We start from the raw sequence: 23,529 nt of genomic DNA, 5'->3' as shown, positions 1-23,529 counted from the left end.
ATTATGGTAGCTACTCGGCAATCACACCAACACGACAAGCAGGGTGATTTTAGTACACGGCTTAGTTTACTGAACTTAACGCAAGAAAAACGCGAGCTTTTAACGAAGGCGAATGCCCTTTGCGCTGAGCTGCATAATCATCAACAACAAAATATTGCCATGGAAATGGTCGAAATTTTGGTAGAAATGAACCTCGATGCAGACACCCTAGCTACTGCGTATATTACGCCATGTTTTTTAGCTGAGCTGATTGATATAGAAAAAGTCACTGATGTGATGGGCAACCACGTAGCAACCTTATTAACGGGTGTGGCACAAATGGCAACCATTAGTACTTTGGCACATCAAGGTACAGGCACTGTTCAAGTTGACAATATCCGCCGTATGCTATTAGCCATGGTTGAAGATGTTCGTGCTGTTGTTATCAAACTTGCAGAGCAAGTGTGTCATCTACGTGATGTTAAGAATGCCAGTGAAGAAGAGCGTGTAATTGCCGCCAAAGAAACCGCCGATATTTTTGCTCCACTTGCTAACCGTTTAGGGATTGGCCAATTAAAGTGGGAGTTAGAAGATTTAGCGTTTCGCTATTTACACCCTGATGTTTACAAAAATATTGCCAAGCAATTAGATGATAAGCGATTAGGTCGTGAAGCCTATATGGTCGATATGGTTGAACAAGTTAAAAGTAAACTTGCTCAAGCAGGCATTAAAGGTGAAGTTTATGGCCGACCAAAACATATCTACAGCATTTATAAAAAAATGGCGCAAAAAAATTATGAGTTTGACCAGCTGTTTGATATTCGCGCCATGCGTATTGTGGTAGATGAATTACAAGATTGTTACGGTGCTTTGGGTATCGTGCATACTAATTGGCGCCACCTCAATAAAGAATTTGATGATTATATTGCCACCCCTAAACAAAATGGCTATCAATCTATTCACACCGTGGTGTTTGGCCCAGAAGGCAAAACCGTTGAAATTCAAATCCGTACTCATGCAATGCACCAAGATGCAGAGCTTGGTGTTGCTGCGCACTGGATGTATAAAGAAGGCGCATTACCAGGGCGAGGCTCAGGCTATGAGCAAAAAATTAGCTGGTTACGTAAATTACTGCAATGGCAAGAAGAAGTGGTTGATGGCAGCGATTTAGCTGATGAACTAAAAAATCAAGTTGTTGAAGACCGAGTATATGTTTTTACTCCCCGTGGCGACATTTTTGATTTACCGCTTGGTGCTACACCGCTGGATTTTGCTTATTACATTCATTCAAACGTGGGTCACCGGTGTATTGGAGCAAAGATATTTGGCAAAATTGTGCCGTTTACCCACCAACTACACACCGGTGATCAGGTTGAAATTTTAACTCAAAAGCAACCTAATCCGAGTCGTGACTGGTTAAACCCATCACTGGGTTATATCAAATCATCGCGCGCTAGAGCAAAAATACATCATTGGTTTAAACAACTTGACCGTGATAAAAATCTCAGTGCCGGTAAAGAGATCCTTGATAACGAATTACAAAAGCTCGATCTTACCTACAAGCATTTAGAACCAGCCATTTCGCGTTATAACTTTAAAGAGCTCGATGACTTGATGGTTGCGATTGGTGCAGGGGATGTGCGCTTAAATCAATTACTGAACTTTATCACTGACCGCTCAGATGATGAGCCGGTGATCCGCTTTAAGAACCCGACTAAAACTAGTGGTGATAAAAACGGGATTGTGGTTGATGGAGTAGGCAGTTTAATGAGCCATGTGGCTAAGTGTTGTCGTCCAGTGCCGGGTGAACAGATCATCGGTTATATTACCCAAGGGCGTGGGATTGGTGTGCACAGAGTTGATTGTGATTCGTTCAGTAATTTAAAAGCACAGCATCCGGAGCGAGTTATTGCGGTGAGCTGGTCTGATGAAATTAACGGCTCATATGCCTTAGCAATTAAAATTGAAGCCAGCGACAGGCCCGGTCTTATTCGCGATATCAGTTCGGTACTCGCCAATGAAAAAGTAAATGTTTTAAATATGAACATGGAAACTGTGGACGACCGCCAACTAGCATTATTTACTATGCAAGTTGAAGTGCATGACTTATCAAGTACTAACCGATTATTATCAAAGTTAGATCAAATCGAAGGCGTACATGAAGCCAAGCGCAGCCATTAAGATGAGTGTAGGTAAGTAAATGAGTCAAACAATCGAGATCTCACCAGATACGCTGACTGAGTTATTAGCCATTATGGCTAAATTACGTGATCCGGAAACGGGCTGCCCGTGGGATGTAAAACAAGATTTTAAATCAATTGTGCCCCATACCTTAGAAGAGGTGTACGAGGTTGCAGACTGCATTGAGAAAAATGACTTAACAGAGCTTAAAAATGAACTTGGTGACTTACTTTTTCAAATCATTTTTTATTCGCAACTGGCAAAAGAGCAAGGCTTATTCGACTTTAATGATGTGATGGCGGGGCTAAATGATAAACTAGTAAGGCGACATCCACATGTATTTAAGCAACAACACGCATTGACTGAGCAGCAACTTAGCGAGCAGTGGCAAGCAATTAAAACGCAAGAGCGAGCAGCGAAAGCAGGAACTGCTAGTTCGTCACTTTGGCAAGATATTCCATTACACTTACCGAGTTTAACTAAAGCTAAAAAAATTCAACAGCGAGTTGCAGGGTTAGGCTTTGATTGGCCAAATTATCATGGTGCATTAGCTAAAGTGGCCGAAGAAGTAGGTGAAGTAAAAGAAGCACTCGCGGTTGATCCGCACTCGGCACATAGCGCCGAAGAAGTGGGCGACCTACTCTTTGCAACCGTTAATGTAGCGCGCCATATTAAACGTGATCCTGAGCAATTATTGCGTGCCGCTAATGATAAGTTCTCGGCGCGGTTTGAAAAAGTGCAAGCATATTTAGCTGCACATGGGCTGTCTCTTGACACGGCCACCCTAGAACAAATGGATGATGCATGGGAGGCGATAAAAAAGCAGGTGTAAATAAGGATGGACTCTGAGTGTGTTTTTTGTGCAGAGAATTGCTAACTTTCACTGGATTGATGGCAGTGCCTTTGCTATAATTTCGCCCCGTCTTGATTCTATATTTTTCCTTTTAATTCCTGATATTCTAGGGTTCGCATGAGTACAAAATTTATCTTCGTTACCGGCGGGGTTGTTTCCTCGTTGGGTAAAGGTATTGCAGCAGCATCGTTGGCAGCTATTTTAGAGGCCCGCGGTTTAAATGTTACCATTTTAAAGCTGGATCCTTATATCAACGTTGACCCAGGCACAATGAGCCCAATTCAACATGGTGAAGTATTTGTCACCGAAGACGGTGCTGAAACCGACCTTGATTTAGGTCACTATGAGCGTTTCATCCGTACCAAAATGACAAGCCGTAACAACTTCACACAAGGTCGTGTATATGAAGATGTGCTACGTCGTGAGCGTCGTGGTGAGTACCTTGGTGCAACAATTCAGGTCATTCCACATATTACCAACGATATTAAGCAACGCGTATATGACGGTGCTGAAGGCCACGATGTGGCAATCGTTGAAATTGGTGGCACGGTTGGTGATATTGAGTCACAACCATTCTTAGAAGCAATTCGTCAGCTTGGCACAGAAATCGGCCGTGAGCGCGCATTGTTTATTCACTTAACCTTAGTGCCATTCTTAGGCCCTGCGGGTGAAGTGAAAACTAAACCAACTCAGCATTCTGTAAAAGAATTACGCTCAATTGGTATTCAGCCAGATATTCTTATTTGTCGTTCTGATCGTAAACTGCCAAACAACGAACGTGCGAAGATTGCACTTTTCACTAACGTTGAAGAAAAAGCGGTTATTTCATTACCAGATGTAGACAGCATTTATAAAATTCCTGCGCTATTAAAGTCACAAGAGCTTGATAACTTTGTATGCCGTCGTTTCCACTTAGAATGCCCAGAAGCAGACTTAGTAGAGTGGGAACAAGTATTATATCAAGAGTCAAACCCTACGGGTGAAGTGACCATTGGTATGGTTGGAAAATACATTGAATTACCAGATGCTTATAAATCTGTAAACGAAGCACTTAAACATGCAGGTCTTAAAAATCGTTTAACAGTAAACATTGAATATGTTGATTCACAAGATATTGAAAGCAAAGGTACCGAACTACTAGCTCACCTTGATGCTATTTTAGTACCAGGCGGCTTTGGTGGCCGTGGTGTTGAAGGTAAGATTTTAGCGGCGCAATATGCTCGTGAGAATAAAGTTCCTTACCTTGGTATTTGTTTAGGGATGCAAGTTGCGTTAATTGAATACGCGCGTAACGTGGCAGGTCTTAGCGATGCAAACTCAACTGAGTTTAACGCAAAATCGTCTGCACCAGTTGTTGGCCTAATTACTGAATGGTTAGATGCTGACGGTAACATTGAAATACGTGATGAAGCATCAGATTTAGGTGGCACGATGCGTTTAGGCGCACAGAAGTGTCATTTAACTCCAGGCTCTAAAGTACACGAAGTTTATGGCAGTGATGAAATTGTTGAACGTCATCGTCATCGTTACGAAGTAAATAACAACTTTGTTGAACAGCTTGAACAAGCTGGTTTGAGTTTCACTGGTTTATCTGAAGATAAAAAGCTAGTAGAAATTATCGAAAATAAAGATCACCCTTGGTTTATTGCCGCGCAATTCCATCCGGAATTCACGTCAACACCACGTGATGGTCACCCGTTATTTGAAGGGTTTGTTGCAGCTGCTCATACTCATCAAAAAGCGTCATCATAATGTGAATAAGCCGTGCACTATGCACGGCTTATTTGTTTTTAAAACCGATGGCATTAAGGAAAATTAATAAAGTCGGTAAACTCACCATTTTGGGAAAAGAGGAAACAAGATGTCAAATATCGTAAAAGTGATCGGTCGCGAAATTATGGACTCGCGTGGTAACCCAACTGTAGAAGCTGATGTACATTTAGCTGACGGTTCATGGGGCCGCGCTGCTGCACCTTCTGGTGCATCAACAGGTACTCGCGAAGCACTAGAATTACGTGATGGTGATAAAGCACGTTATTTAGGTAAAGGTGTATTAAAAGCGGTTGGTTTTATTAATAATGAAATCAATAGCGCGCTAGAAGGCCAAAGTGCATTAGAGCAGAGCACGGTTGACCAAATCATGTTAGATTTAGATGGTACTGAAAATAAAGAAAAATTAGGTGCCAACGCAATACTAGCTGTTTCACTTGCAACTGCAAAAGCCGCTGCTCAATCTAAAAAAGTAGAGCTTTATGAGCACATCGCAGACCTAAACGGTACGCCAGGCGTTTACTCTATGCCATTACCAATGATGAACATCATCAATGGTGGTGAGCATGCTGATAACTCAGTTGATATTCAAGAGTTTATGATCCAACCAGTTGGCGCTGCTAACTTCCGTGAAGCACTACGCATGGGTGCTGAAGTGTTCCACAGCCTTGCAAAAGTATTGAAAGCTGATGGCCACTCAACAGCAGTGGGTGACGAAGGTGGTTTTGCACCAAACCTTGAGTCAAATGAAGCTGCACTTGCTGCAATTAAAGTAGCGGTTGCTAACGCAGGTTATGAGCTTGGTAAAGATATTACACTTGCACTTGATTGTGCTGCATCTGAGTTCTACGACAAAGAAGCGAATATCTATGATCTTAAAGGTGAAGGTAAGCAATTCACATCTGAAGAATTTAACTTATTCTTACAAAAACTGACTGAGCAGTACCCAATCGTTTCTATCGAAGACGGTCTTGATGAGTCAGATTGGGATGGTTTTGCACATCAAACTAAACTAATGGGCGATAAAGTTCAGTTAGTGGGTGATGACCTTTTCGTGACCAATACTAAGATCTTAAAGCGCGGTATCGACAACGGTATTGCTAACTCTATCTTAATTAAATTCAACCAGATTGGTTCACTAACTGAAACGTTAGCTGCAATCAAAATGGCGAAAGATGCAGGCTTTACAGCTGTTATCTCTCATCGCTCTGGTGAAACAGAAGACGCAACGATTGCTGATTTAGCTGTAGGTACTGCGGCAGGTCAAATTAAGACGGGTTCATTAAGCCGTTCTGACCGTGTTGCTAAGTATAACCAATTGCTACGTATCGAAGAGCAATTAGGCGCTAAAGCACCTTACAAAGGTCTTAAAGAAGTAAAAGGTCAGTAATTTTTTATAAAATCTGATTTAAACTTTAGAAGAATCCTCGCAACAGCGGGGATTTTTTATATCTGTTGGATTGTTTTGTTTACCTCGTGCATTTTCAGGCGTTAAAGCTGAAATTGCTGTCTTAAAATCTCGCCAGTAAAACTGGTTTTTAAATAAAAGCCGCGGGGAAGGGTTTTTATTATTTGCCCATTAGGGCCAATAGCGTCGGTAACGATACGACTGTTGGCAGCTTTTGGGCGAATTTGCATTACATCTCCTAAGTGCCCTGAAATTTCATCAACACGCCCTAATGCAATAAGCTCCATTTGTTCTTCCCAATCACGCTGTAATTGCGCATCTTGTTCAGCGGTCGGTTGCCATAAAAAGCCGCTGCCAATGGTTCTATCAAAAGGAGCAATATCGCGCTCACTTAAAATTGGTAGCCACAAAACATGATTAAGTTTTTTGCGAACAGTGCTTTGTTGCCAAACCATGCCTGTAACATTTAATAGTGGGGTAACTGATACAAAAGTAGTCTCGAGCGGTTTACCTTTGTATGAAATAGGTAAGGTTTTTAGCTCTATACCCAGTTCTTCAAAATCTGGCGTGGGTTTTGAGCCTGCCGTTGCTCCTAATACATATTCAATCAATTGCCCCGTCCAGCCTTTTTCCTTTAATAAGTGTTCCGGTGTTTTAAACTGATATTGACTCGCTAACTGACCTAAAGTGAGGCCTGCAATGTTATTAACACGTTGCATTAGTTCATTGATTGAATGTGGTTTTATCGGTCGCATAGGGCGTTATTTAATTGTATAAATTCACCACTTATGATAGCAAAAGAGTTTAACCGTGGATATCTTTGTGTTTGGGCGTTTTTTGTCCAGAGTGACTTGGTTGTATTTTTAGGCAAACTAAAATCAGTAGAGAATGCAGTTAATTTGTTGAATTTTATAGGTTTTAATCTGTTTTAGCAACGGGAGCTAAAAGTGGAATGAAAACTTGCAGGGATAAATACACAACTATGAACAATGTTATCCACAGAAATTGTGGAAAAGGCAAGTTATAAGATCTAGTATTGTGGATTTGTTTGCAAAATGAGCTGTATAAACTAAAGTTATGCACAAGCTGTGAGTAAGATGCGTAAAACTGCCATTATTGATTGCCGTATCGCAGGTAATGTGGAACAATCATTAAAAATCGACTTACAAATGAGGCACTAAGGTGATTGATGCCGAAGGTTTTCGTGCCAATGTCGGAATTGTAATTTGCAATAATCAGGGACAGGTCTTTTGGGCCAGACGTTATGGTCAACACTCTTGGCAGTTTCCGCAAGGGGGAGTTGATAGCGGTGAAACCGCTGAGCAGACAATGTTTCGTGAGTTACACGAAGAAGTTGGCTTACGCCCTGAAGATGTAGAAATTGTTGCAAGTTCAAAACATTGGTTACGCTATAAATTACCCAAGCGATTGATCCGCCGAGACTCAAGTCCGGTGTGTATTGGGCAAAAACAAAAATGGTTTTTACTTAAACTTCGTTGTAAAGACGAAGACGTAAATTTACTAAAAACACATCATCCTGAGTTTGATGATTGGCGATGGGTTAGTTATTGGTATCCGGTAAGGCAAGTTGTCTCGTTCAAGCGCGATGTTTATCGTCGTGTAATGAAAGAGTTTGCACCTTTCGCGATGCCTTTTAATAAACGTGAACAGCCAAAAGATACATGGCGCCACAAAGGTAAATAATATAAGGAGCAGTATTATGCTGGCTACACTCAGAGCTATCGCTGAATCCGTTTCGCAACAAGCGAATTTGGATAGTGCGCTGGCATGTTTTGTTGAAATGGTGAAAGATGCCATGAAGACTGAGTGCTGCTCCATTTACTTTGCCGATTATAGCCAAGATAATTTCGTTTTAATGGCAACCAGGGGCCTAAACCCTGATGCTGTAGGCAAATTCAGAATCGGTTTCACTGAAGGCTTGGTTGGTTTAGTGGCGCAACGTGAAGAGCCGATAAATATTGCTTTTGCTAAATCCCATCCGCGCTTTAAGCTCTCTCCTGAAGTAAATGAAGAAGGTTATAATGCATTTTTATCTGTGCCTGTAGTACATCAGAAAAAAGTGCTGGGGGTTATTGTTGTACAGCAAAAAATTGCCCGTGTATTTAGCCAAGACGAAGAGTCATTTTTAATTACTTTATCTGCTCAACTTGCCTCACAATTAGCGCATGCGGAAATTAAAGAAGTACTACGCCAAGATGAATTTTCCCATCAAACTTCTGTTCTTAAAGGAGTTTCGAGTGCACCAGGGATTGCGATTGGGCAAGCATTTGTTGTTCTTCCAAAACTTGATTTTAAGTCCATTGAGTTAAAAAAAGACGAAAACAGCACTGAGCAGCGTCGTTTATTTACTCAAGCGGTTGCTGCAACTCGTAAAGAGTTTAATACCTTATCAATGACATTAAGTGACTCAATTCCTAAAGAAGCACTGGCTGTTTTTGATGTGTATCAGCAACTACTCGATGCTAGAAGTTTGGGGCAGAATGTTGAAGCGCAGCTGCAAGAAGGCTGGTGTGCAAAGAGCGCTCTAAAAATAGTTATTGAACGTTTAATTTCGCAATTTAATGCTATGCAGGACCCTTATATAAAAGAGCGTGCTGTTGATGTGAAAGACATTGGTTTGCGAGTATTACATCACCTTGTTAATACCGAGCATGCGGTAAAAAGTTTTCCCAAAGATACGGTACTTATCGCTAATACCTTAACACCAGCTATGTTGGCTGAAGTACCAAAAGGGCACTTGGTTGGCGTGGTGAGTGTTAACGGTGCTGCAAATAGTCATGCGTCAATTTTAACTCGTGCTATGGGGATCCCTGCAATTTGGGGGATTGAAGACTTACCCCTGTTGCAGTTTGATGGCAAAGCAATGATTTTGGATGCCTATGCAGGGCGGTTGTATATTTCACCCTCGCAAATGTTACAAGCTGAATACTTACAACTGCAACACCAGGAAAGTCTATTAAATGATAAATTTATAGCTGAACAAGAGTGTGATGCGGTGACATTGGATGGTGAACATATTAGTTTATTACTCAATGCAGGTTTGGATCTCAATACTGAAAAAGCCAACACCAAAGTGTGTGATGGCGTAGGTTTATACCGAACCGAAGCTTGGTTTATGCAAAAAGGCCAGTTCCCGTCACAAATAGAACAAGAAAACTGGTATCGCGAAGTTTTAGCTAGTTATCACCCTGAGCCTGTTGTAATGCGTACCCTCGACATTGGGGGAGACAAAGTACTTGATTACTTTGATATAACAGAAGAAAACCCATTTTTAGGCTGGCGTGGTATTCGCGTTACCTTAGATCACCCTGAGTTATTTTTAGATCAGCTCAAAGCAATGGTAAAAGCCAATATAGGTTTGGGCAATTTAAAAATAATGCTGCCTATGATCAGCGGTACAGAAGAAGTCGATGAATCTTTAGCACTATTAGAGCAGGCTTATTTTGAGCTTGCAGAGCAATACCCAGAGCAAGCGATTGAGCGTCCCGAAATTGGCGTGATGCTAGAAGTGCCATCAAGTGTATTTATGCTGCCAGAGTGGGCTAATAAGGTCGATTTTTGTTCTGTAGGGAGTAACGATTTAACGCAATATTTACTCGCCGTTGATCGCTCTAACGCCCGCGTAGCTGACTTATTTAATCCCTATCATCCGGCAGTATTAAGAGTATTGCAAAAAGTAGCTACCGAGTGTCAGCAAAATGAAATGTCATTTAGTTTATGTGGAGAATTAGGTGGTGATCCAGAGGGAGCAATATTACTCATTGCTATGGGATATCGCCGTTTGAGTATGAACTATTCTTCCTTAAGTAAAGTGAAGTGGGTGTTAAGACGTTTAAAAGCCAGTGATATGGAAGTATTGCTAGCTGAGTGTTTAGCACAATCTACAGCAAAACAAGTGCTTAGGCTTACACGTAACTTTATGATTGAACATCAATTAGGGGAGCTGTTTTATACCCCTAATCAGGCATCTTAGTTACCTAAACGAGTACTGTAAAGATTAGATATAATCGATTAGTATATGCATATAACAATTTAAATATAAGAGTTTGCTATGCATGATTTAATCATACTGATCCTCAGCTGCGCGTTATTAGGTTGTGTGGTTGGGTTTTTAGCGGGGTTATTAGGCATTGGTGGTGGCTTGATTATTGTGCCCGTGCTCAGTGCGTTACTCGTGAATTTTGATGTTGTGGCGGTTGAGCATGTTCTCATAACTGCTATTGCCACCTCGCTCGCATCGATTTTATTCACGTCTACGTCATCTGCATTAGCTCATCATAAAAACAATAATGTGCCCTGGGACATCGCGCCTTGGGTTATGACGGGTGTTGGTGTCGGTGCTTTGATCAGCGGTTTTGCAGCCAGTTTAATTCCAGAACAACTATTACGTATCATCTTTGCTATCAGTGTCGTGTTTATTGCAGCCCGTATGGTGTTATCTGCCCGTAATAAAGCAGTTGCTACTAAAGCTATGCCAAGCCGCACTCTTCTTGGCGCTGTTAGTGCCTTAATGGGGGGCCTCTCGGGCTTAATTGGAATTGGCGGTGGCGCATTGATTGTACCGTTACTGCATTATTTTTCGGTCGATATTAAAAAAGCCATAGGCTGTGCGGCAGCGTGCGGCATTGTGATCGCGCTATTTGGATCTGTTGGCTACATCAGCGCGGGCTGGCAAGTTACCGATTTACAACATGGCTTTGCAGGTTTTGTGTATTTACCTGTATTATTAGGTATAGTAATAACGTCGTGGTTTATGGCGCCAGTAGGGGCCAAAGCAACGCATTATTTACCCGTTTCAACGATAAAAAAAGTGTTCGCGGTGTTATTGGTTATTATCGCGCTTCAAATGGTTTTTAGTTAAGGTTTAATTTATATGGCTCTTGAATTCCCAGAGATCGATCCGGTCATCTTTTCGGTTGGTCCTCTAAGCGTACGTTGGTACGGTTTAATGTATTTAATTGGTTTTGCCTTTGCAATGTGGTGGGCAAATAGACAAGCAGCCAAACCAAACTCTGGTTGGACAAAAGAAGAAGTCAGTGATTTACTTTTTTACGGCATGCTGGGGGTTATTCTTGGTGGGCGTGTTGGTTATGTATTGTTTTATCAGTTTAGTTATTTTATAGAAAATCCACTTTACTTATTCAGAATCGATCAAGGTGGCATGTCATTTCATGGCGGTACGTTAGGGGTTATCACAGCCATTTGTATTTTTGCTTGGACCCGCAAAAAACAATTATTAGCAGTAGGCGATTTTGTTGCACCACTCGTGCCTGTTGGTTTATTGGCAGGACGGATTGGCAATTTTATAAACGGTGAATTGTGGGGCAGAACAACCGACGTACCTTGGGGTATGGTGTTTCCTACTGGCGGGCCGCTTGCACGTCACCCATCACAATTGTATGAAGCGTTTTTAGAAGGCTTAGTGCTGTTTATTATTTTATATGTATTTACCAAAAAACCGCGCCCAGCTGGTAGTGTTGGTGGATTATTTTTGCTCGGTTACGGTGTATTTAGATTCTGCGTTGAATATGTACGTGAACCCGATGCTCATTTAGGTTTGTTTGGCGGCTTTATTTCTATGGGGCAAATATTGTCATTGCCAATGGTCATTGCAGGCCTTGGTTTGATAATATGGGCGTATAAAAAGCCACAACCTACTGTTGCAACCAAAGCATAAAAAGAAGTCAAAAATGAAACAATATTTAGAGTTATGTCAGCGCATTGTTGATGAAGGTATCTGGGTCGAAAATAAACGGACAGGAACGCGTTGCTTAACGGTTATTAATGCGGAGCTTGAATACGATGTAGCCAATAACAAGTTCCCGATGATCACCACCCGAAAAAGCTATTACAAAGCCGCTATTGCTGAGCTTTTAGGTTATTTGCGTGGTTATAGCAGTGCCGCGCAATTTCGCGACATTGGCTGTATGACTTGGGATGCTAATGCCAATGAAAACCAAGCCTGGTTAAATAATCCAAACCGCAAAGGTGAGGATGACATGGGGCGTGTATATGGCGTACAAGCTCGAGAGTGGCAGCGTCCAGATGGCACACCTTTAGATCAGTTAAAAAAGGTTATTGATAATTTAAAAAATGGGGTTGATGACCGGGGTGAAATTATCACCTTTTATAATCCGGGAGAATTCGATTTAGGCTGTTTGCGTCCATGCATGCATACTCATACATTCTCACTTCTTGGTGATACACTTTACTTAACGTCATATCAGCGTAGTTGTGATGTACCGCTAGGCTTAAATTTCAACCAAATTCAATGCTTTGTTTTACTTGCTTTGGTTGCGCAAATTACTGGACATAAAGCGGGCAAGGCCTATCATAAAATTGTGAATGCACATATTTATGAAAATCAGCTTGAATTAATGCGTGATGTACAGTTACAGCGCGAACCATTTGCATCACCGACTCTGACTATCAACCCAGATATTAAATCACTTGAAGACATTGAGACTTGGGTAACCCGTGATGATTTTGAAGTACATGGTTACCAATGCCATGACGCAATTAAATATCCATTTTCGGTATAATCATTAAATATAGTTACTATTTAAGGAAAAATATTATGAAAGCAGTGATCCCCGTTGCAGGACTTGGTACCCGCATGTTGCCAGCAACGAAAGCTATCCCAAAAGAAATGTTACCGGTTGTAGATAAACCACTGATCCAGTATGTAGTAAATGAAGCCGTTGCTGCAGGTATTAAAGAAATCGTTTTAGTGACTCACTCTAGTAAAAACTCGATCGAAAACCATTTTGATACCAGTTTTGAGCTTGAAGCGACGTTAGAAAAACGCGTAAAACGCCAATTACTTGCAGAAGTACAAGCTATTTGCCCTAAGGACGTGACTATAATCCATGTTCGCCAAGGTGAAGCAAAAGGCTTAGGTCATGCGATTAACTGCGCGGCCCCTATTATTGGCAATGAGCCATTTGTGGTTATTTTACCTGATGTGATTATTGATGATGTAGAAAGCGATCTGCATAAAGACAACCTTGCAGAAATGATCGCGCATTTTAATGAAACCGCACACAGCCAAATTATGGTTGAGCCAGTACCAATGCAAGATGTTGATAAATTTGGTGTGGTTGACTTAGGTGAAGCTACGCTAGAACAAGGGCATAGCGCACCGATTAAAAATATGGTGGAAAAACCCCCCGTGCATTCGGCGCCATCAAACCTAGCTGTTGTAGGACGCTATGTTTTAAGTAAAAACATTTGGCCATTACTTGCGAAAACCCCAGCTGGGGCAGGTGATGAAATTCAACTTACCGACGCTATTGCCATGTTAATGGACAAAGAAGCCGTTGATGCATACGCCATTAAAGGCCGTAGTCATGATTGTGGCAGCAAGTTAGGTTACTTAAAAGCGACTATTGAATTTGCATTACGTCGTGATGAGTTTAAAGATGAGCTTAGTGACTTTATTAAAACCTTAGTTTAAGTTTATTTAGCTAATCCAATTTAAAAAGTGCCAGTATGGCACTTTTTTTATGATCTAAAATACTGAAACTGGCACTTACTTTGCTTACAATACAGCATTGTTATTTCATGATGTGCAAAAAATGATGTGTTTAAAAAAGCAAGCTTGGCCTACAATTGCATTGATCACCATAACTATTTTGCTAAACGGGTGCAGTAGCAAAGCGCACGAGCCTGAAAAAAAACCAGCATTAATATCAGATCAACAAGTCAAAGAGTATGTTCAGCAATGGCATTCACAACAAGAGAGTATCGAGCGTTTAGCTGCAATGGAAGCAGACTTACAATTGCTAATCATGGCACTTTCGTCTAACACCGAAATAGCTGAAAACCCAGTAGTACTACGCCAAGCGAGTACCGCAGCCGTGCACAGTCGGGATGATATCATAGCACCTGGAGCTGATATCAAGTCAAAAGAGCAAACTCAATTAGCTGCAAGTAATGAACAGCCATATTCAAGTGATTCTTTACCTGGAGCTCAGCTCGGACTTTATCTAAAGCCGGAAATAGTAAGAACACAAATAGCAAGGTTACAGCGTGAATACCCTCAAGCATTTAGCCAATTAGATTTTGTAATGACTGAGCGTCAAAATAAAGGCGTTACTTTATATGGGCTACGTGTTGGGCCATTCAAAAATTATACAGAGGCGAATCTGTTTTGTTCTTTAGCGCAAAATTTAGGGCACAAGTGTATCAGTGCCCCATTTGTTGGTCAGCTTTTGTAATAAAATAAGTTATTTATCTGATTTTTTAGTAATTAAGCTTAAAGTAATTGTTCTAAGTGTCGATAAAAATTATGATGGGGCCAAATACGGTAATATCCCAATTCTTATAAGGACTTAATATGAAATTATCTTTTCCATTACTTGCTGTAAGCATCTTAGCTGTGCCTTTTAGTGCGATATCTGCTACCGAGACGTTTCGAGCAGAGGTAACGGTACAAAATGCCGTTGTATTAACTAAAGATACTGATTTAAATTTTGGTACCGTTCGTGCGGTTGCCGATCCAGCAGGTACTGATATTGCTGAACTTGTGGTAAGCGCTACTCCTGACGCAAGCCCTATTTCAGAGAGTAAAAATAATACTGCTAGTGCATTATTTGCGATTATCGAAGACGGTGAGCCTGCCTCTTTTACAGTATCAGAAGCAGTACCAAGTGCGGTATTAACAATTATTGATCCAATTAAAACAAATTTAGAGTTTGAGAATGGGCAAGATACTGACCGTCCTGATTTTACTATTGGCGATTGGAATTATGTGATCACCAGTGGGGATAATAATAACGCTCCCTATACGCCTGGCACACCTAATCTACAAGTGGGGCAGGATGGCACGGTGTCATTTAATATTGGCGCAACGTTAAAAACATCTAACAAAGTAACTAGCAAAACGTATGCTGACGGTGTTTATGCTGGCACTTTTCAAATCGAAGTTGCGTATTAATCATATTTAATGCGCCTACTTTCGTATGCAGTGGCTGTAAGTGCTTTAATTTACAGCCCTAATTATCTTGCTAAGAGTATTGAGCAGCAGTCGCTGGATTTTGGCACTTTGGTTATACCAAGCAATACAAATACGAGCTCTGTGATCATCAAAGCTGACGGCGACATAAATACATTAGGTAATATTTATGTGCTTGAAAAAGGGCGTCCAGCCGAGCTTTTACTACTCGATTACCCTGCACATACCGAGCTGAAAATAACATTGGTTCGCCCTGTACAAGTTCAGCACAATACCCAAGGCAGCAGTAGTGCCGAGTTTGAAGTACGCCTAAATGGTTTATCTAATATGTCTGTCATTACCGACGACTTTGGTGAAGCTAAAGTGTTTATTGGCGGCACTTTAATAACAAAACCTAGCAGTAAGAATTACTCAGATGGCGACTATTCCTCTACGACCAATTTAGAAATTTCGATTGACTACTAAGGATTGACATGTTCAATAAATTAACAGTGATGTGTGTGCTGCTAACAGCATTTTTTAGCCAAGTGGCAGTGGCAAACTTATTGATTTCACCTACTCGTGTTACCTTTGATGAGCGTCAACGTAGTGCTAAAGTCACGGTGATCAACAATTCGAATGAACAACGTACGTATCGAGTAGTTTGGAGTGAAAAACAAGCTTTACCCACTGGCGGTTATAAAAATCTAGAGCAGGTGAGTGAAGGTAGTTTATCGCCAATGACACGCTTATCCCCGAAACAGGTGACTTTAGCACCGGGCGAAAAACAAACGGTTAAAATTGCAATTCGCAAACCGAAAGGTTTACAGCCTGGCGAATATCGCTCGCACTTATTATTTCAAGCTTTACCTAACGAAAATACAGAGCAAAAGTCAGGAATACAGATCAATATGATTATGAGTTTTAGCATTCCCGTTATTTTTCGTGAGCAAGCAGAGCAGCCTAAGGTGACTATTGCACAGGCAAGCATTGTAAAAAGTGCTGATCAAGCCAAGCCGCAAATTCAAGTTCAATTGCAACGACATACTAACTTTAGTAGTTATGGCAAGCTCAGTGCTTATGTTAAAAATGCATCGGGTGGGCAAGAGAAAATTGCTGAAATTAGCAATTTAAGTGTTTACCCTGAAGTTGATACAGTGACAGCAACGCTCAGTTTATTTAAAGATAAACAGTTACCTGCAAATGGCTATGTACTCATTGATTACAAAGGGGCTGAAGAATATAACGCGGTTGATTTTGCCTCTTACACTTTGGCTATAGGGAAATAACTTTAAGCGATATTAAGTTATTAAAATGACCCGTGTATTGGCCATAGGCCTTATGTTGTTAAGCGCGCACTGTTTTGCAAGCACTGTGCCGACCAATGATGCGCTGCGCACGCTTAAAGCCATTCAAGCTAAATTAAATCAATCTCACTCACCAGTGAGTGCGCCACCGCCCGCTATAGTCGAACACAGCCAGCCTGCTGCGCAGCGTATTGCGGCTGGTGAGTTTTTACTTTTTTCTTTATCGCTCAACGATATGTATCTTGGTGAAGCGTTTGCAATAAAAAGCGAGCAAGGGGTCTTGCTTGGTTTGTCGGGGTTAGTTGAAATATTACAACTTGCTATTGATGTTGATGTGGCGAGCGGCTCTGCCGCAGGATGGTTTATTGAGCAAGGTAATTTATTTTCACTCAGTGCTACTGAACCCGCTAAACTCGTTGTAAATAATCAAGAGGTGGTACTTTTTTCACAGCAACTATTGATTGATGATGATATTTATATCGATGCCGCGGTTTTAGAATCTGCTTTTATGGTGGAGATCATACCTGATTACGCGAATTTAACGCTCGAAGTAACCACTGATGAGTTATTTCCTGTTGTCGCTCAACAGCAGAGAAAAAACCGTCAATTTAATAACCAGCATCATACGGATAATCAGCCTACCCAGCCTTGGAAAGCAAGCCCTTATCAAGTTATTTCTGTCCCAGTGGCTGATTTACAACTTAATTACCGCCGAGATAATGACAGTAGCCGCACTAGTTATTCATTATTAGGTGCGCAAGATTTTGCATACCTTTCAGCGGAATACTTTTTAGCCGGGCGAGAGCAAGACCTATTAACAGACTCACGACTCACATTCTCTAAACAAGCATTAGATAGCAGCTTACTCGGTGCTTTTGCTGCAAGCGAAATACGCTTTGGTGATATCACCGCGACGCAAGTTGGGAGTCGCTATAATAGTCAGTACGGGCGTGGTGTTAAGTTTTCTAATTACCAGTTAGACCGCAATATAGACAATAATCGAATTAACCTCACAGGTGCCATTCAGCCGGGCTGGGATGTTGAACTTTACCGTAATGGTTTGTTAATTGAACAACAGTTAAGCCTTGCCGATGGCCGCTATGTCTTTGCTGATGTTGATTTATTGTATGGTGAAAATAACTTTGAATTGATCTTTTACGGCCCGCAAGGGCAAGTTGAACGTAAAACAGAATATTACTTTATTGACGGCAACCAATTAGGCCAAGGTGAAGCGACATACGAAGTGTCAATCTCAGAGCAAGGTAAACAATTATTAGGGAGCGAGAGTAATCCACAGCAAAGTGGTTGGTTGGCTGCGGGGCGTTACGAACGAGGCTTAACAGATAATATTGCTATTTACACCGGCGCTATGGCGCAAAAGCGCGAAGATGATGACTTTTACCAATTCGCTTTTGGCAGCAACATTAACTTGTTTGAAAGACTGTTGCTTAATGTTGACTACGAGCAAAACAACCAACAGCAAAATGAATTAGAGCTCACAGCAAGAACGCAACTGGCAGAACAATCACTCCTTTTTACTGTAACGGACCGTTCGGAACAACAGCAAGATTTTCAAAGCTATCAATTCGATATGTCAGGTGAATTGATGGATAATAATTATGGTCGGCTTAATTATCAAAATAACTTTTTATTACAGCACTCAAGTTCAGGTCGTGATTTACAGCAAGCCTATAACCGATTTAATTATAGCTATTCAGGGTTTTCGGTAAACAACCTTTTACAATGGCAAAAAGTAAATGAACAGAGCCAAATATATGGCGCAACACGCATTCAAGGGCGAATAGGACGGGTATACAGCCGTTTTGGTGTTGATTATTTAATATCACCAGAGAGTGATATTTTAAGTTACCAAGCCGAATTTAATCGCAGTATTACTGCAAAGTTGCAAGCTGAGCTGACACTTAGAAATACCCTAAATGAGAACGTTCAATCTGCAGATCTGGGCTTGAATTGGCAAAATGATGATTTTAACTTAAGCAGTACTATTAACTACGACAGTAATGATAATTGGCTGTTTAGCTTATATAGCCGCTTTAGTTTTGGTTATGATAGGGAAAATAACCGTGCTTTTATGTCAAATCGAAGCTTAACCAGTACGGGGAGTTTACTGGTTAAAGTATTTTTAGATCAGAATAACAACGGCATAATGGATCCTGACGAGCAGGGGGTCGCGGGTATTAAAGTCAAAGGTGTGCAAAATCATCGCCAAGCGATTACAGATGAGCAAGGCATTGCGCTGTTAACCAGCATGCCCGCTAACCGTACTACTGATATCATACTTGATAGAAATAGTTTTGCAGATCCATTTATGATCCCCGCCCACGATGGTTTTTCAATCACACCACGGGCCGGATTTATTGAGTATATGGATTACCCGTTAAACAATGCCAGTGAAATTGAAGGGGTGATATACACCCAACAAGGTGAACATACGCAAATACAACCGTATGCCAACATAGCGTTACTAGATGAAAACGGTAAAAAAGTAGCCCAAACACAAGCCGCTTTCGATGGTTATTATCTTTTTACCGATTTGCGGCCAGGGCAATATCAGGCGGTGATTGATGGGCAGTTTAAAGAACGTAAAGCATTAAAAAATACGCAACATGTTAAGGTTAATTTATCCCCGAAGGGAGATGTATTACTTGGTGTTGATTTTACCCTTAAACCCCTAGAACAAGTGGCTGGCACAATAGTAAATGCGGGCAACTTCTCATCGTTAATGATGTTAAAAGCCTATTTACGTTTAATAAGCCCACGGCTTGGGTTACAGCAGCAGGAAGTATTCTATATTCACGATCGACAGCAAAATAAGTATATACTCGCTTTAGGGTATGCTGAGCAGGCGCAACCTGAGTTTGCAACTATCTGCCAGTCGCTGATCGCACAGGGTTTAAACTGTAAGCTTGAACAACGAACAATACTTCATTAAAGGAATGCCAATGAATATTACACCACCTCTTGTCATGATTAAGTGCGCCGTATTTGTATTATCTGGCTTATTACTTTTTGGCTGCAGTAGCACCAAGCAAACAATGCAAACAAACAATGAGCAGTACGTACAAATAACCAAATCAGAGTTACAACAGCTACAAACAAGCTCAGCGCAGTGGCAAGCAATAAAACCTGATATTGAAAGGTTGTTATTGATTGAGAGTGATTTAAATTTATTGATAACCCAATTAACAGCAATAGCCAATGAAGAGCCAGCTCAAAGTAATACTGCGATGACCGCGCAAGCACAGCCGCCAATACAGGCACCCGTAGCTCAGCCACAACGTACACCCCCCGCGTTATTTGCATTACAAATTATCTCAGTCACTCAGCAAGCGCAACTGGCAACAAGTTGGCAAGCCATGCAACATAAAGCCCCAAGTTTACTGACGGGAACGACTATCGCCAATGTTGAAACGGCAAATGTAAAAGGCATAACTTACTATCGCTTAAAACTTGGGGCTTACCAGTATCAAAAAAATGCCCAAGCTGATTGCGACAAATTAAAACAGCAGCAAGTGAGTTGTATTGTGAGTTACTACACAGATAACCCAGTAAAACTATAAATAGGCATAATACTTGCTTTGTAATTGCCATGTTTAGTAAGGATGGCAATTATGCGCCTTTTGTTATGTTTATTATTGCTGAGTTTAACTGCGTGTAGCTTAACGCAAGAAAAACCACCAGCACCGAGCACCGAAGCGCCAAAAGCGACGATGGCACCGTATACGGTGCATCAGTATGTGAGCGATTTAAGCACCCAGCTTAGCCACGTCAATGGGCCATTTAAAAGCAGCGCGCGGATTGCCGTCACTAGCTTTTACTTAGCCGATGCGCTTGATACTGAGCTGGCGCAAGGGCAGGGAGCTGGGCTGAGTCAACAAATTCAAGAAAGTTTATTAACCCAGTTTACGCAACTAGGCTATAACACCATTGAATATCGCCTTGAAAAACACCTTAACCTAGCCAGTAACGCTGACGGTATGTTAAGTCGCGATATTAGTAAATTACGCCAACGTCAGAATATTGACTTTGTGATCACCGGCACACTTACACGGCAACAACATGCCTATATAGTTAATGCCCGCATGGTAAATACCCAGGACAGCCGCGTTGTATCTGCCGCTAGCACCGAGATCCCCATCAACGTTATGTGGGGTGATGAAAAAATACAACAGCGCGACGGTTACATCTACCGCAGCGAATACTAATTAGGAGCTCTCATGAAACGCTTAATATTAACTTTATGTTTGCCACTGGGATTTGGGTGTGCACAAGTGATGGAACCGAGCAGTGGCGCACAACTGACCAATAACTCCCCACAATTGGTAAATGATCAACGAGCTGTTGCTGCGCCAGGGCAAACTAATTCTTTGTATCAAAGCAATGCCCCCGTTATTAATGACAGCAGCCAAGTTAGCGTGCCAACGCGTAAAAATATTAATCACTACGTACGCGGCATCATGCAAGATATGGCTGAAAATCTGCAATACGTAAACAGTAAAACGCCACTTGCCGTGTCGAGCTTTATTTTTTTAGATGACAACTACAACGACGCTACTTTACTGGGTAATCAAATTGCCGAAAGTTTTATGCATGAGTTACACAGCTTTGGTGTGCCCGTGATTGATTTTAAAACCACTGACTTTATGCGTGTCACGCCAACGGGTGATTTTGTTTTTAGCCGCGACTATTTAGAGCTTAGCCAAGATCAAAACTTTAACTACGTACTGGCTGGCACTATGGTAAACCACCAAGGTGGTGTGTTGGTTAATGCCCGTATAATTGGTTTAGCAAGTAAAGCCGTAGTAGGCTCTGCGCAAGGGTTTATTCCTCAATCAGTGGTGGATGCACTCGACAGTAGCTACCGCACAGATGGCGTCATGCTAAAACAAGTGAGTAAGTGAGGCTAATGATGAGTAAGCTAACACATCGCGCATTTTTAATCGCAACGACAGGGGTACTTTTCAGTACTCTCAGTGCATGCAGTACGGTTAATGACAGCACAGCCGTTGAGCCAGTGCAAAGCACCACCAGCCAGTACGACCTTACTCACATGCTGCAACAGGCTCAAGCAAGCAATGCTGAACCGATAGATAATGGTGCCCAGTTTACGCCAAATAAACACCATAAAACCTTAGTTAATTATGTTGAGCAAATGGCGCTAGATCTTGTAGATACCATGCAAACTGAGCTAGATGTATCAATTGCCGTTACCTCATTTGTTGATTTAGATGCCAGCCTTAATAACAGCAGCCAATTAGGCAACCAGTTATCAGAGAGCTTTATTCATCAACTGCAAAAATTTGGTTATGGCATTGTCGATTTTAAAACTACCGACCACATAGCTATGACCGCCCGCGGCGATTTTGTGTTTTCTCGTGATATAGAGCAACTGGCTGATAAACACATTGCCAGCCATGTGTTATCAGGCACACTAATTTATCGCAGCAACGGCGTCGAAGTAAACGCCCGTATTATTGATATCAACAGTAAACGCGTTATCGCCAGCAGCAATAAAACTCTGCCGTATTACGTGCTCAACAACGTCGATATCCACCTACAACGCGCGAGTATTAACTAAGGTCAATCAAGCCTATTTAACTGCTTGATTGTAAATGGGATAAACCGTTATACTTTTGCTATCAGCTATCAGCTATCAGCTATCAGCTATCAGCTATCAGCTATCAGCTATCAGCTATCAACTTGAAGCTATCAACTTGAAGCTATCAACTTGAAGCTATCAACTTGAAGCTCGAAGCTCGAATGTGGCCTCTTAGTTAAATGGATATAACGGCCCCCTCCTAAGGGGCAGTTACAGGTTCGATTCCTGTAGGGGCTACCAATAAAATCAATGAGTTATAGTTTTTTCCCTCTTTCTTATTTTCTGTGTAGCATATTTATTTGAGTGAGAATATAAACTTTAGCAAGTTAAAGGATTAGTTTTTGTTTGAGCAGATTTTTAGTCATATACAGCATAATTATAATTTATCTCCAACAGTTGAAGTTGGTGAAAGAGATTCTTTATGTAGGTTCTGCAAGTTAAATGATGTGAAGTTCAATAAAAAAAGAGCCCATTCCTTTCCTGAGTTTCTTGGCAATAAAAGCATCTTTACAGTTAATGAATGTGATGAGTGCAATGCTAGATTTTCAAAAATAGAGAAAGATTTAAGCAATTTTATACCCCCAACGATTATTACTCGACTAAGAGGCAAGAAAGGTTATCGGCCGAATTATATAAAAGGTGGTAGTAAAGTTTATGGAGATGATCAATTTATAACATTAATACAAGAAAAATCTTCAGAGAAAAGCTCATTAAATTTTTCTTCACAAACTTTTGATATGGTCAAAGTTTACAAAGCAATTTTAAAGAGTTTAATATCCATTCTTCCAGATGAAAAATTAAAAGAATTTAATACTGCTATTGGGTGGTTGAGATCAAATCAGAATTTTGAAAGCCTTAATCATTTTCCTATTTTTTGGTGTGGATACAGAATGCCCGATGTTAACTTTCCAATAAAAATGGAAATCGAATTAACTAGAGAAATTTCTGATAATCACATCATCTATATTTTATATTGCCAATTTAATAACTTTTTTATTTACTTCCCTTTTTCTCCAACTAGCAAATTATTTTTTAAAGCTGAGCAATTAGCACCAAAAGCGATAGCCGAGAACATACATTATGAAAAAGTTGACTGTAGTGATGGAATAACAAGCCATTCATATAAAATCAACCTTCCTCTTGGTGAACCTGATATAACTTCGAGAGAAGAGCTTACGATAGAGCAGTTAAATAATATATTGAAAAACAGGGAATGAAACAGTAATCAAGGGGGAACACTAATATGAATCAACTAAAACTCGCAACGACTAAAGCTAAAGAGGGGTTATTTGATGAAGCTATAGAAATTTTATTGTTCGCTTATCAAAGTGGAATATCATCAGAAGCTGACATTTTAAAAGTATTGCCCTATTATCAGAAAGCTTGTTCTGGTCAACTCCAGCCGGACACTTTTCCTAAAGAATTTTCATACTCTACTGGTGACTGATCGTTATT

The 23,529-nt window shown here is 41.0% G+C and carries 22 protein-coding genes and 1 tRNA gene; 22 read left to right on the top strand and 1 reads right to left on the bottom strand.

The window, feature by feature from the left end; all coding sequences use genetic code 11:
- The first annotated feature begins 3 nt into the window (after positions 1-3).
- From relA to eno, 4 genes are all read left to right on the top strand, one after another.
- Positions 4-2,160: a GTP diphosphokinase gene (gene relA / locus PHAL_RS0117760; RefSeq protein ID WP_016709781.1), complete on the top strand. Its 2,157-nt coding sequence runs from the start codon at positions 4-6 to the stop codon at positions 2,158-2,160.
- Between the two features lie 19 nt (positions 2,161-2,179).
- A complete protein-coding gene (mazG, locus tag PHAL_RS0117755) occupies positions 2,180-2,992 on the top strand; it encodes a nucleoside triphosphate pyrophosphohydrolase (protein ID WP_016709780.1) in 813 nt (270 codons plus the stop codon).
- A 138-nt stretch (positions 2,993-3,130) separates the two neighbouring features.
- Positions 3,131-4,765, top strand: coding sequence for a CTP synthase (locus PHAL_RS0117750; RefSeq protein ID WP_016709779.1), 1,635 nt, complete (start codon positions 3,131-3,133; stop codon positions 4,763-4,765).
- Positions 4,766-4,874: 109 nt separating this feature from the next.
- Positions 4,875-6,173 carry a phosphopyruvate hydratase gene (eno, locus tag PHAL_RS0117745; RefSeq protein WP_016709778.1) on the top strand — a complete coding sequence of 433 codons (1,299 nt, stop codon included), beginning with the start codon at positions 4,875-4,877 and terminating at the stop codon, positions 6,171-6,173.
- Positions 6,174-6,274: 101 nt separating this feature from the next.
- Here the strand turns inward: eno and mutH are convergent, their stop codons facing one another.
- A complete protein-coding gene (gene mutH, locus PHAL_RS0117740) occupies positions 6,275-6,946 on the bottom strand; it encodes a DNA mismatch repair endonuclease MutH (RefSeq protein WP_016709777.1) in 672 nt (223 codons plus the stop codon).
- A gap of 427 nt (positions 6,947-7,373) precedes the next feature.
- On the opposite strand from mutH, the gene rppH reads away from it, so the two are divergent.
- The 18 genes from rppH to PHAL_RS0117645 all read left to right on the top strand — a co-directional run bounded on the left by rppH (position 7,374) and on the right by PHAL_RS0117645 (position 23,521).
- Positions 7,374-7,895, top strand: coding sequence for an RNA pyrophosphohydrolase (gene rppH / locus PHAL_RS0117730; protein WP_016709776.1), 522 nt, complete (start codon positions 7,374-7,376; stop codon positions 7,893-7,895).
- Between the two features lie 16 nt (positions 7,896-7,911).
- Positions 7,912-10,185, top strand: coding sequence for a phosphoenolpyruvate--protein phosphotransferase (ptsP, locus tag PHAL_RS0117725; protein WP_016709775.1), 2,274 nt, complete (start codon positions 7,912-7,914; stop codon positions 10,183-10,185).
- Between the two features lie 78 nt (positions 10,186-10,263).
- The gene (locus tag PHAL_RS0117720) at positions 10,264-11,073 is read left to right on the top strand and encodes a sulfite exporter TauE/SafE family protein (RefSeq protein WP_016709774.1); all 810 of its coding nucleotides are present in this window, start codon (positions 10,264-10,266) and stop codon (positions 11,071-11,073) included.
- Between the two features lie 12 nt (positions 11,074-11,085).
- Complete coding sequence (gene lgt, locus PHAL_RS0117715) at positions 11,086-11,889, top strand: prolipoprotein diacylglyceryl transferase (protein ID WP_016709773.1); 804 nt, start codon at positions 11,086-11,088, stop codon at positions 11,887-11,889.
- A gap of 13 nt (positions 11,890-11,902) precedes the next feature.
- Complete coding sequence (locus PHAL_RS0117710; protein WP_016709772.1) at positions 11,903-12,754, top strand: thymidylate synthase; 852 nt, start codon at positions 11,903-11,905, stop codon at positions 12,752-12,754.
- A gap of 35 nt (positions 12,755-12,789) precedes the next feature.
- On the top strand, positions 12,790-13,668 hold the full coding sequence (gene galU / locus PHAL_RS0117705; RefSeq protein WP_016709771.1) for a UTP--glucose-1-phosphate uridylyltransferase GalU: 879 nt from the start codon (positions 12,790-12,792) through the stop codon (positions 13,666-13,668).
- Positions 13,669-13,789: 121 nt separating this feature from the next.
- Positions 13,790-14,431 carry an SPOR domain-containing protein gene (locus PHAL_RS0117700; protein WP_080571551.1) on the top strand — a complete coding sequence of 214 codons (642 nt, stop codon included), beginning with the start codon at positions 13,790-13,792 and terminating at the stop codon, positions 14,429-14,431.
- Positions 14,432-14,550: 119 nt separating this feature from the next.
- On the top strand, positions 14,551-15,150 hold the full coding sequence (locus tag PHAL_RS0117695) for a DUF4402 domain-containing protein (protein WP_016709769.1): 600 nt from the start codon (positions 14,551-14,553) through the stop codon (positions 15,148-15,150).
- A gap of 9 nt (positions 15,151-15,159) precedes the next feature.
- Positions 15,160-15,633 (top strand): DUF4402 domain-containing protein, encoded by a 474-nt coding sequence (locus PHAL_RS0117690; protein WP_016709768.1) that lies wholly within the window; start codon positions 15,160-15,162, stop codon positions 15,631-15,633.
- An 8-nt stretch (positions 15,634-15,641) separates the two neighbouring features.
- Positions 15,642-16,436 carry a fimbrial biogenesis chaperone gene (locus PHAL_RS0117685; RefSeq protein ID WP_016709767.1) on the top strand — a complete coding sequence of 265 codons (795 nt, stop codon included), beginning with the start codon at positions 15,642-15,644 and terminating at the stop codon, positions 16,434-16,436.
- A gap of 25 nt (positions 16,437-16,461) precedes the next feature.
- Positions 16,462-19,407, top strand: a complete 2,946-nt coding sequence (locus PHAL_RS0117680) for a hypothetical protein (RefSeq protein ID WP_016709766.1) — start codon at positions 16,462-16,464, stop codon at positions 19,405-19,407.
- A gap of 10 nt (positions 19,408-19,417) precedes the next feature.
- Positions 19,418-20,035 carry an SPOR domain-containing protein gene (locus PHAL_RS0117675; RefSeq protein WP_016709765.1) on the top strand — a complete coding sequence of 206 codons (618 nt, stop codon included), beginning with the start codon at positions 19,418-19,420 and terminating at the stop codon, positions 20,033-20,035.
- Between the two features lie 51 nt (positions 20,036-20,086).
- Positions 20,087-20,680 (top strand): FlgO family outer membrane protein, encoded by a 594-nt coding sequence (locus PHAL_RS0117670; RefSeq protein ID WP_016709764.1) that lies wholly within the window; start codon positions 20,087-20,089, stop codon positions 20,678-20,680.
- Between the two features lie 12 nt (positions 20,681-20,692).
- A complete protein-coding gene (locus PHAL_RS0117665; RefSeq protein WP_016709763.1) occupies positions 20,693-21,376 on the top strand; it encodes a FlgO family outer membrane protein in 684 nt (227 codons plus the stop codon).
- A 5-nt stretch (positions 21,377-21,381) separates the two neighbouring features.
- Positions 21,382-22,053, top strand: a complete 672-nt coding sequence (locus tag PHAL_RS0117660) for a FlgO family outer membrane protein (protein ID WP_016709762.1) — start codon at positions 21,382-21,384, stop codon at positions 22,051-22,053.
- Positions 22,054-22,239: 186 nt separating this feature from the next.
- Positions 22,240-22,314, top strand: a tRNA-Arg gene (locus PHAL_RS0117655).
- 101 nt (positions 22,315-22,415) lie between these two features.
- The gene (locus PHAL_RS0117650) at positions 22,416-23,291 is read left to right on the top strand and encodes a hypothetical protein (protein WP_016709761.1); all 876 of its coding nucleotides are present in this window, start codon (positions 22,416-22,418) and stop codon (positions 23,289-23,291) included.
- Positions 23,292-23,317: 26 nt separating this feature from the next.
- Positions 23,318-23,521 (top strand): hypothetical protein, encoded by a 204-nt coding sequence (locus PHAL_RS0117645; RefSeq protein ID WP_016709760.1) that lies wholly within the window; start codon positions 23,318-23,320, stop codon positions 23,519-23,521.
- The last annotated feature ends 8 nt before the right edge of the window (positions 23,522-23,529 follow it).

The sequence above is a fragment of the Pseudoalteromonas haloplanktis ATCC 14393 genome, assembly GCF_000238355.1.
Classification (GTDB): domain Bacteria; phylum Pseudomonadota; class Gammaproteobacteria; order Enterobacterales; family Alteromonadaceae; genus Pseudoalteromonas; species Pseudoalteromonas haloplanktis.
Note: the sequence above shows the minus strand (reverse complement) of the source record. Positions and strands in the feature narration are given on the sequence as shown.

Bases quoted from the DNA above. Each gene is read 5' to 3' on its own strand.
- relA (WP_016709781.1), top strand. From the start codon at position 4: ATGGTAGCTACTCGGCAATCACACCAACACGACAAGCAGGGTGATTTT.
- mazG (WP_016709780.1), top strand. From the start codon at position 2,180: ATGAGTCAAACAATCGAGATCTCACCAGATACGCTGACTGAGTTATTA.
- PHAL_RS0117750 (WP_016709779.1), top strand. From the start codon at position 3,131: ATGAGTACAAAATTTATCTTCGTTACCGGCGGGGTTGTTTCCTCGTTG.
- eno (WP_016709778.1), top strand. From the start codon at position 4,875: ATGTCAAATATCGTAAAAGTGATCGGTCGCGAAATTATGGACTCGCGT.
- mutH (WP_016709777.1), bottom strand. From the start codon at position 6,946: ATGCGACCGATAAAACCACATTCAATCAATGAACTAATGCAACGTGTT.
- ptsP (WP_016709775.1), top strand. From the start codon at position 7,912: ATGCTGGCTACACTCAGAGCTATCGCTGAATCCGTTTCGCAACAAGCG.
- PHAL_RS0117720 (WP_016709774.1), top strand. From the start codon at position 10,264: ATGCATGATTTAATCATACTGATCCTCAGCTGCGCGTTATTAGGTTGT.
- lgt (WP_016709773.1), top strand. From the start codon at position 11,086: ATGGCTCTTGAATTCCCAGAGATCGATCCGGTCATCTTTTCGGTTGGT.
- PHAL_RS0117710 (WP_016709772.1), top strand. From the start codon at position 11,903: ATGAAACAATATTTAGAGTTATGTCAGCGCATTGTTGATGAAGGTATC.
- galU (WP_016709771.1), top strand. From the start codon at position 12,790: ATGAAAGCAGTGATCCCCGTTGCAGGACTTGGTACCCGCATGTTGCCA.
- PHAL_RS0117700 (WP_080571551.1), top strand. From the start codon at position 13,790: ATGATGTGTTTAAAAAAGCAAGCTTGGCCTACAATTGCATTGATCACC.
- PHAL_RS0117695 (WP_016709769.1), top strand. From the start codon at position 14,551: ATGAAATTATCTTTTCCATTACTTGCTGTAAGCATCTTAGCTGTGCCT.
- PHAL_RS0117690 (WP_016709768.1), top strand. From the start codon at position 15,160: ATGCGCCTACTTTCGTATGCAGTGGCTGTAAGTGCTTTAATTTACAGC.
- PHAL_RS0117685 (WP_016709767.1), top strand. From the start codon at position 15,642: ATGTTCAATAAATTAACAGTGATGTGTGTGCTGCTAACAGCATTTTTT.
- PHAL_RS0117680 (WP_016709766.1), top strand. From the start codon at position 16,462: ATGACCCGTGTATTGGCCATAGGCCTTATGTTGTTAAGCGCGCACTGT.
- PHAL_RS0117675 (WP_016709765.1), top strand. From the start codon at position 19,418: ATGAATATTACACCACCTCTTGTCATGATTAAGTGCGCCGTATTTGTA.
- PHAL_RS0117670 (WP_016709764.1), top strand. From the start codon at position 20,087: ATGCGCCTTTTGTTATGTTTATTATTGCTGAGTTTAACTGCGTGTAGC.
- PHAL_RS0117665 (WP_016709763.1), top strand. From the start codon at position 20,693: ATGAAACGCTTAATATTAACTTTATGTTTGCCACTGGGATTTGGGTGT.
- PHAL_RS0117660 (WP_016709762.1), top strand. From the start codon at position 21,382: ATGATGAGTAAGCTAACACATCGCGCATTTTTAATCGCAACGACAGGG.
- PHAL_RS0117645 (WP_016709760.1), top strand. From the start codon at position 23,318: ATGAATCAACTAAAACTCGCAACGACTAAAGCTAAAGAGGGGTTATTT.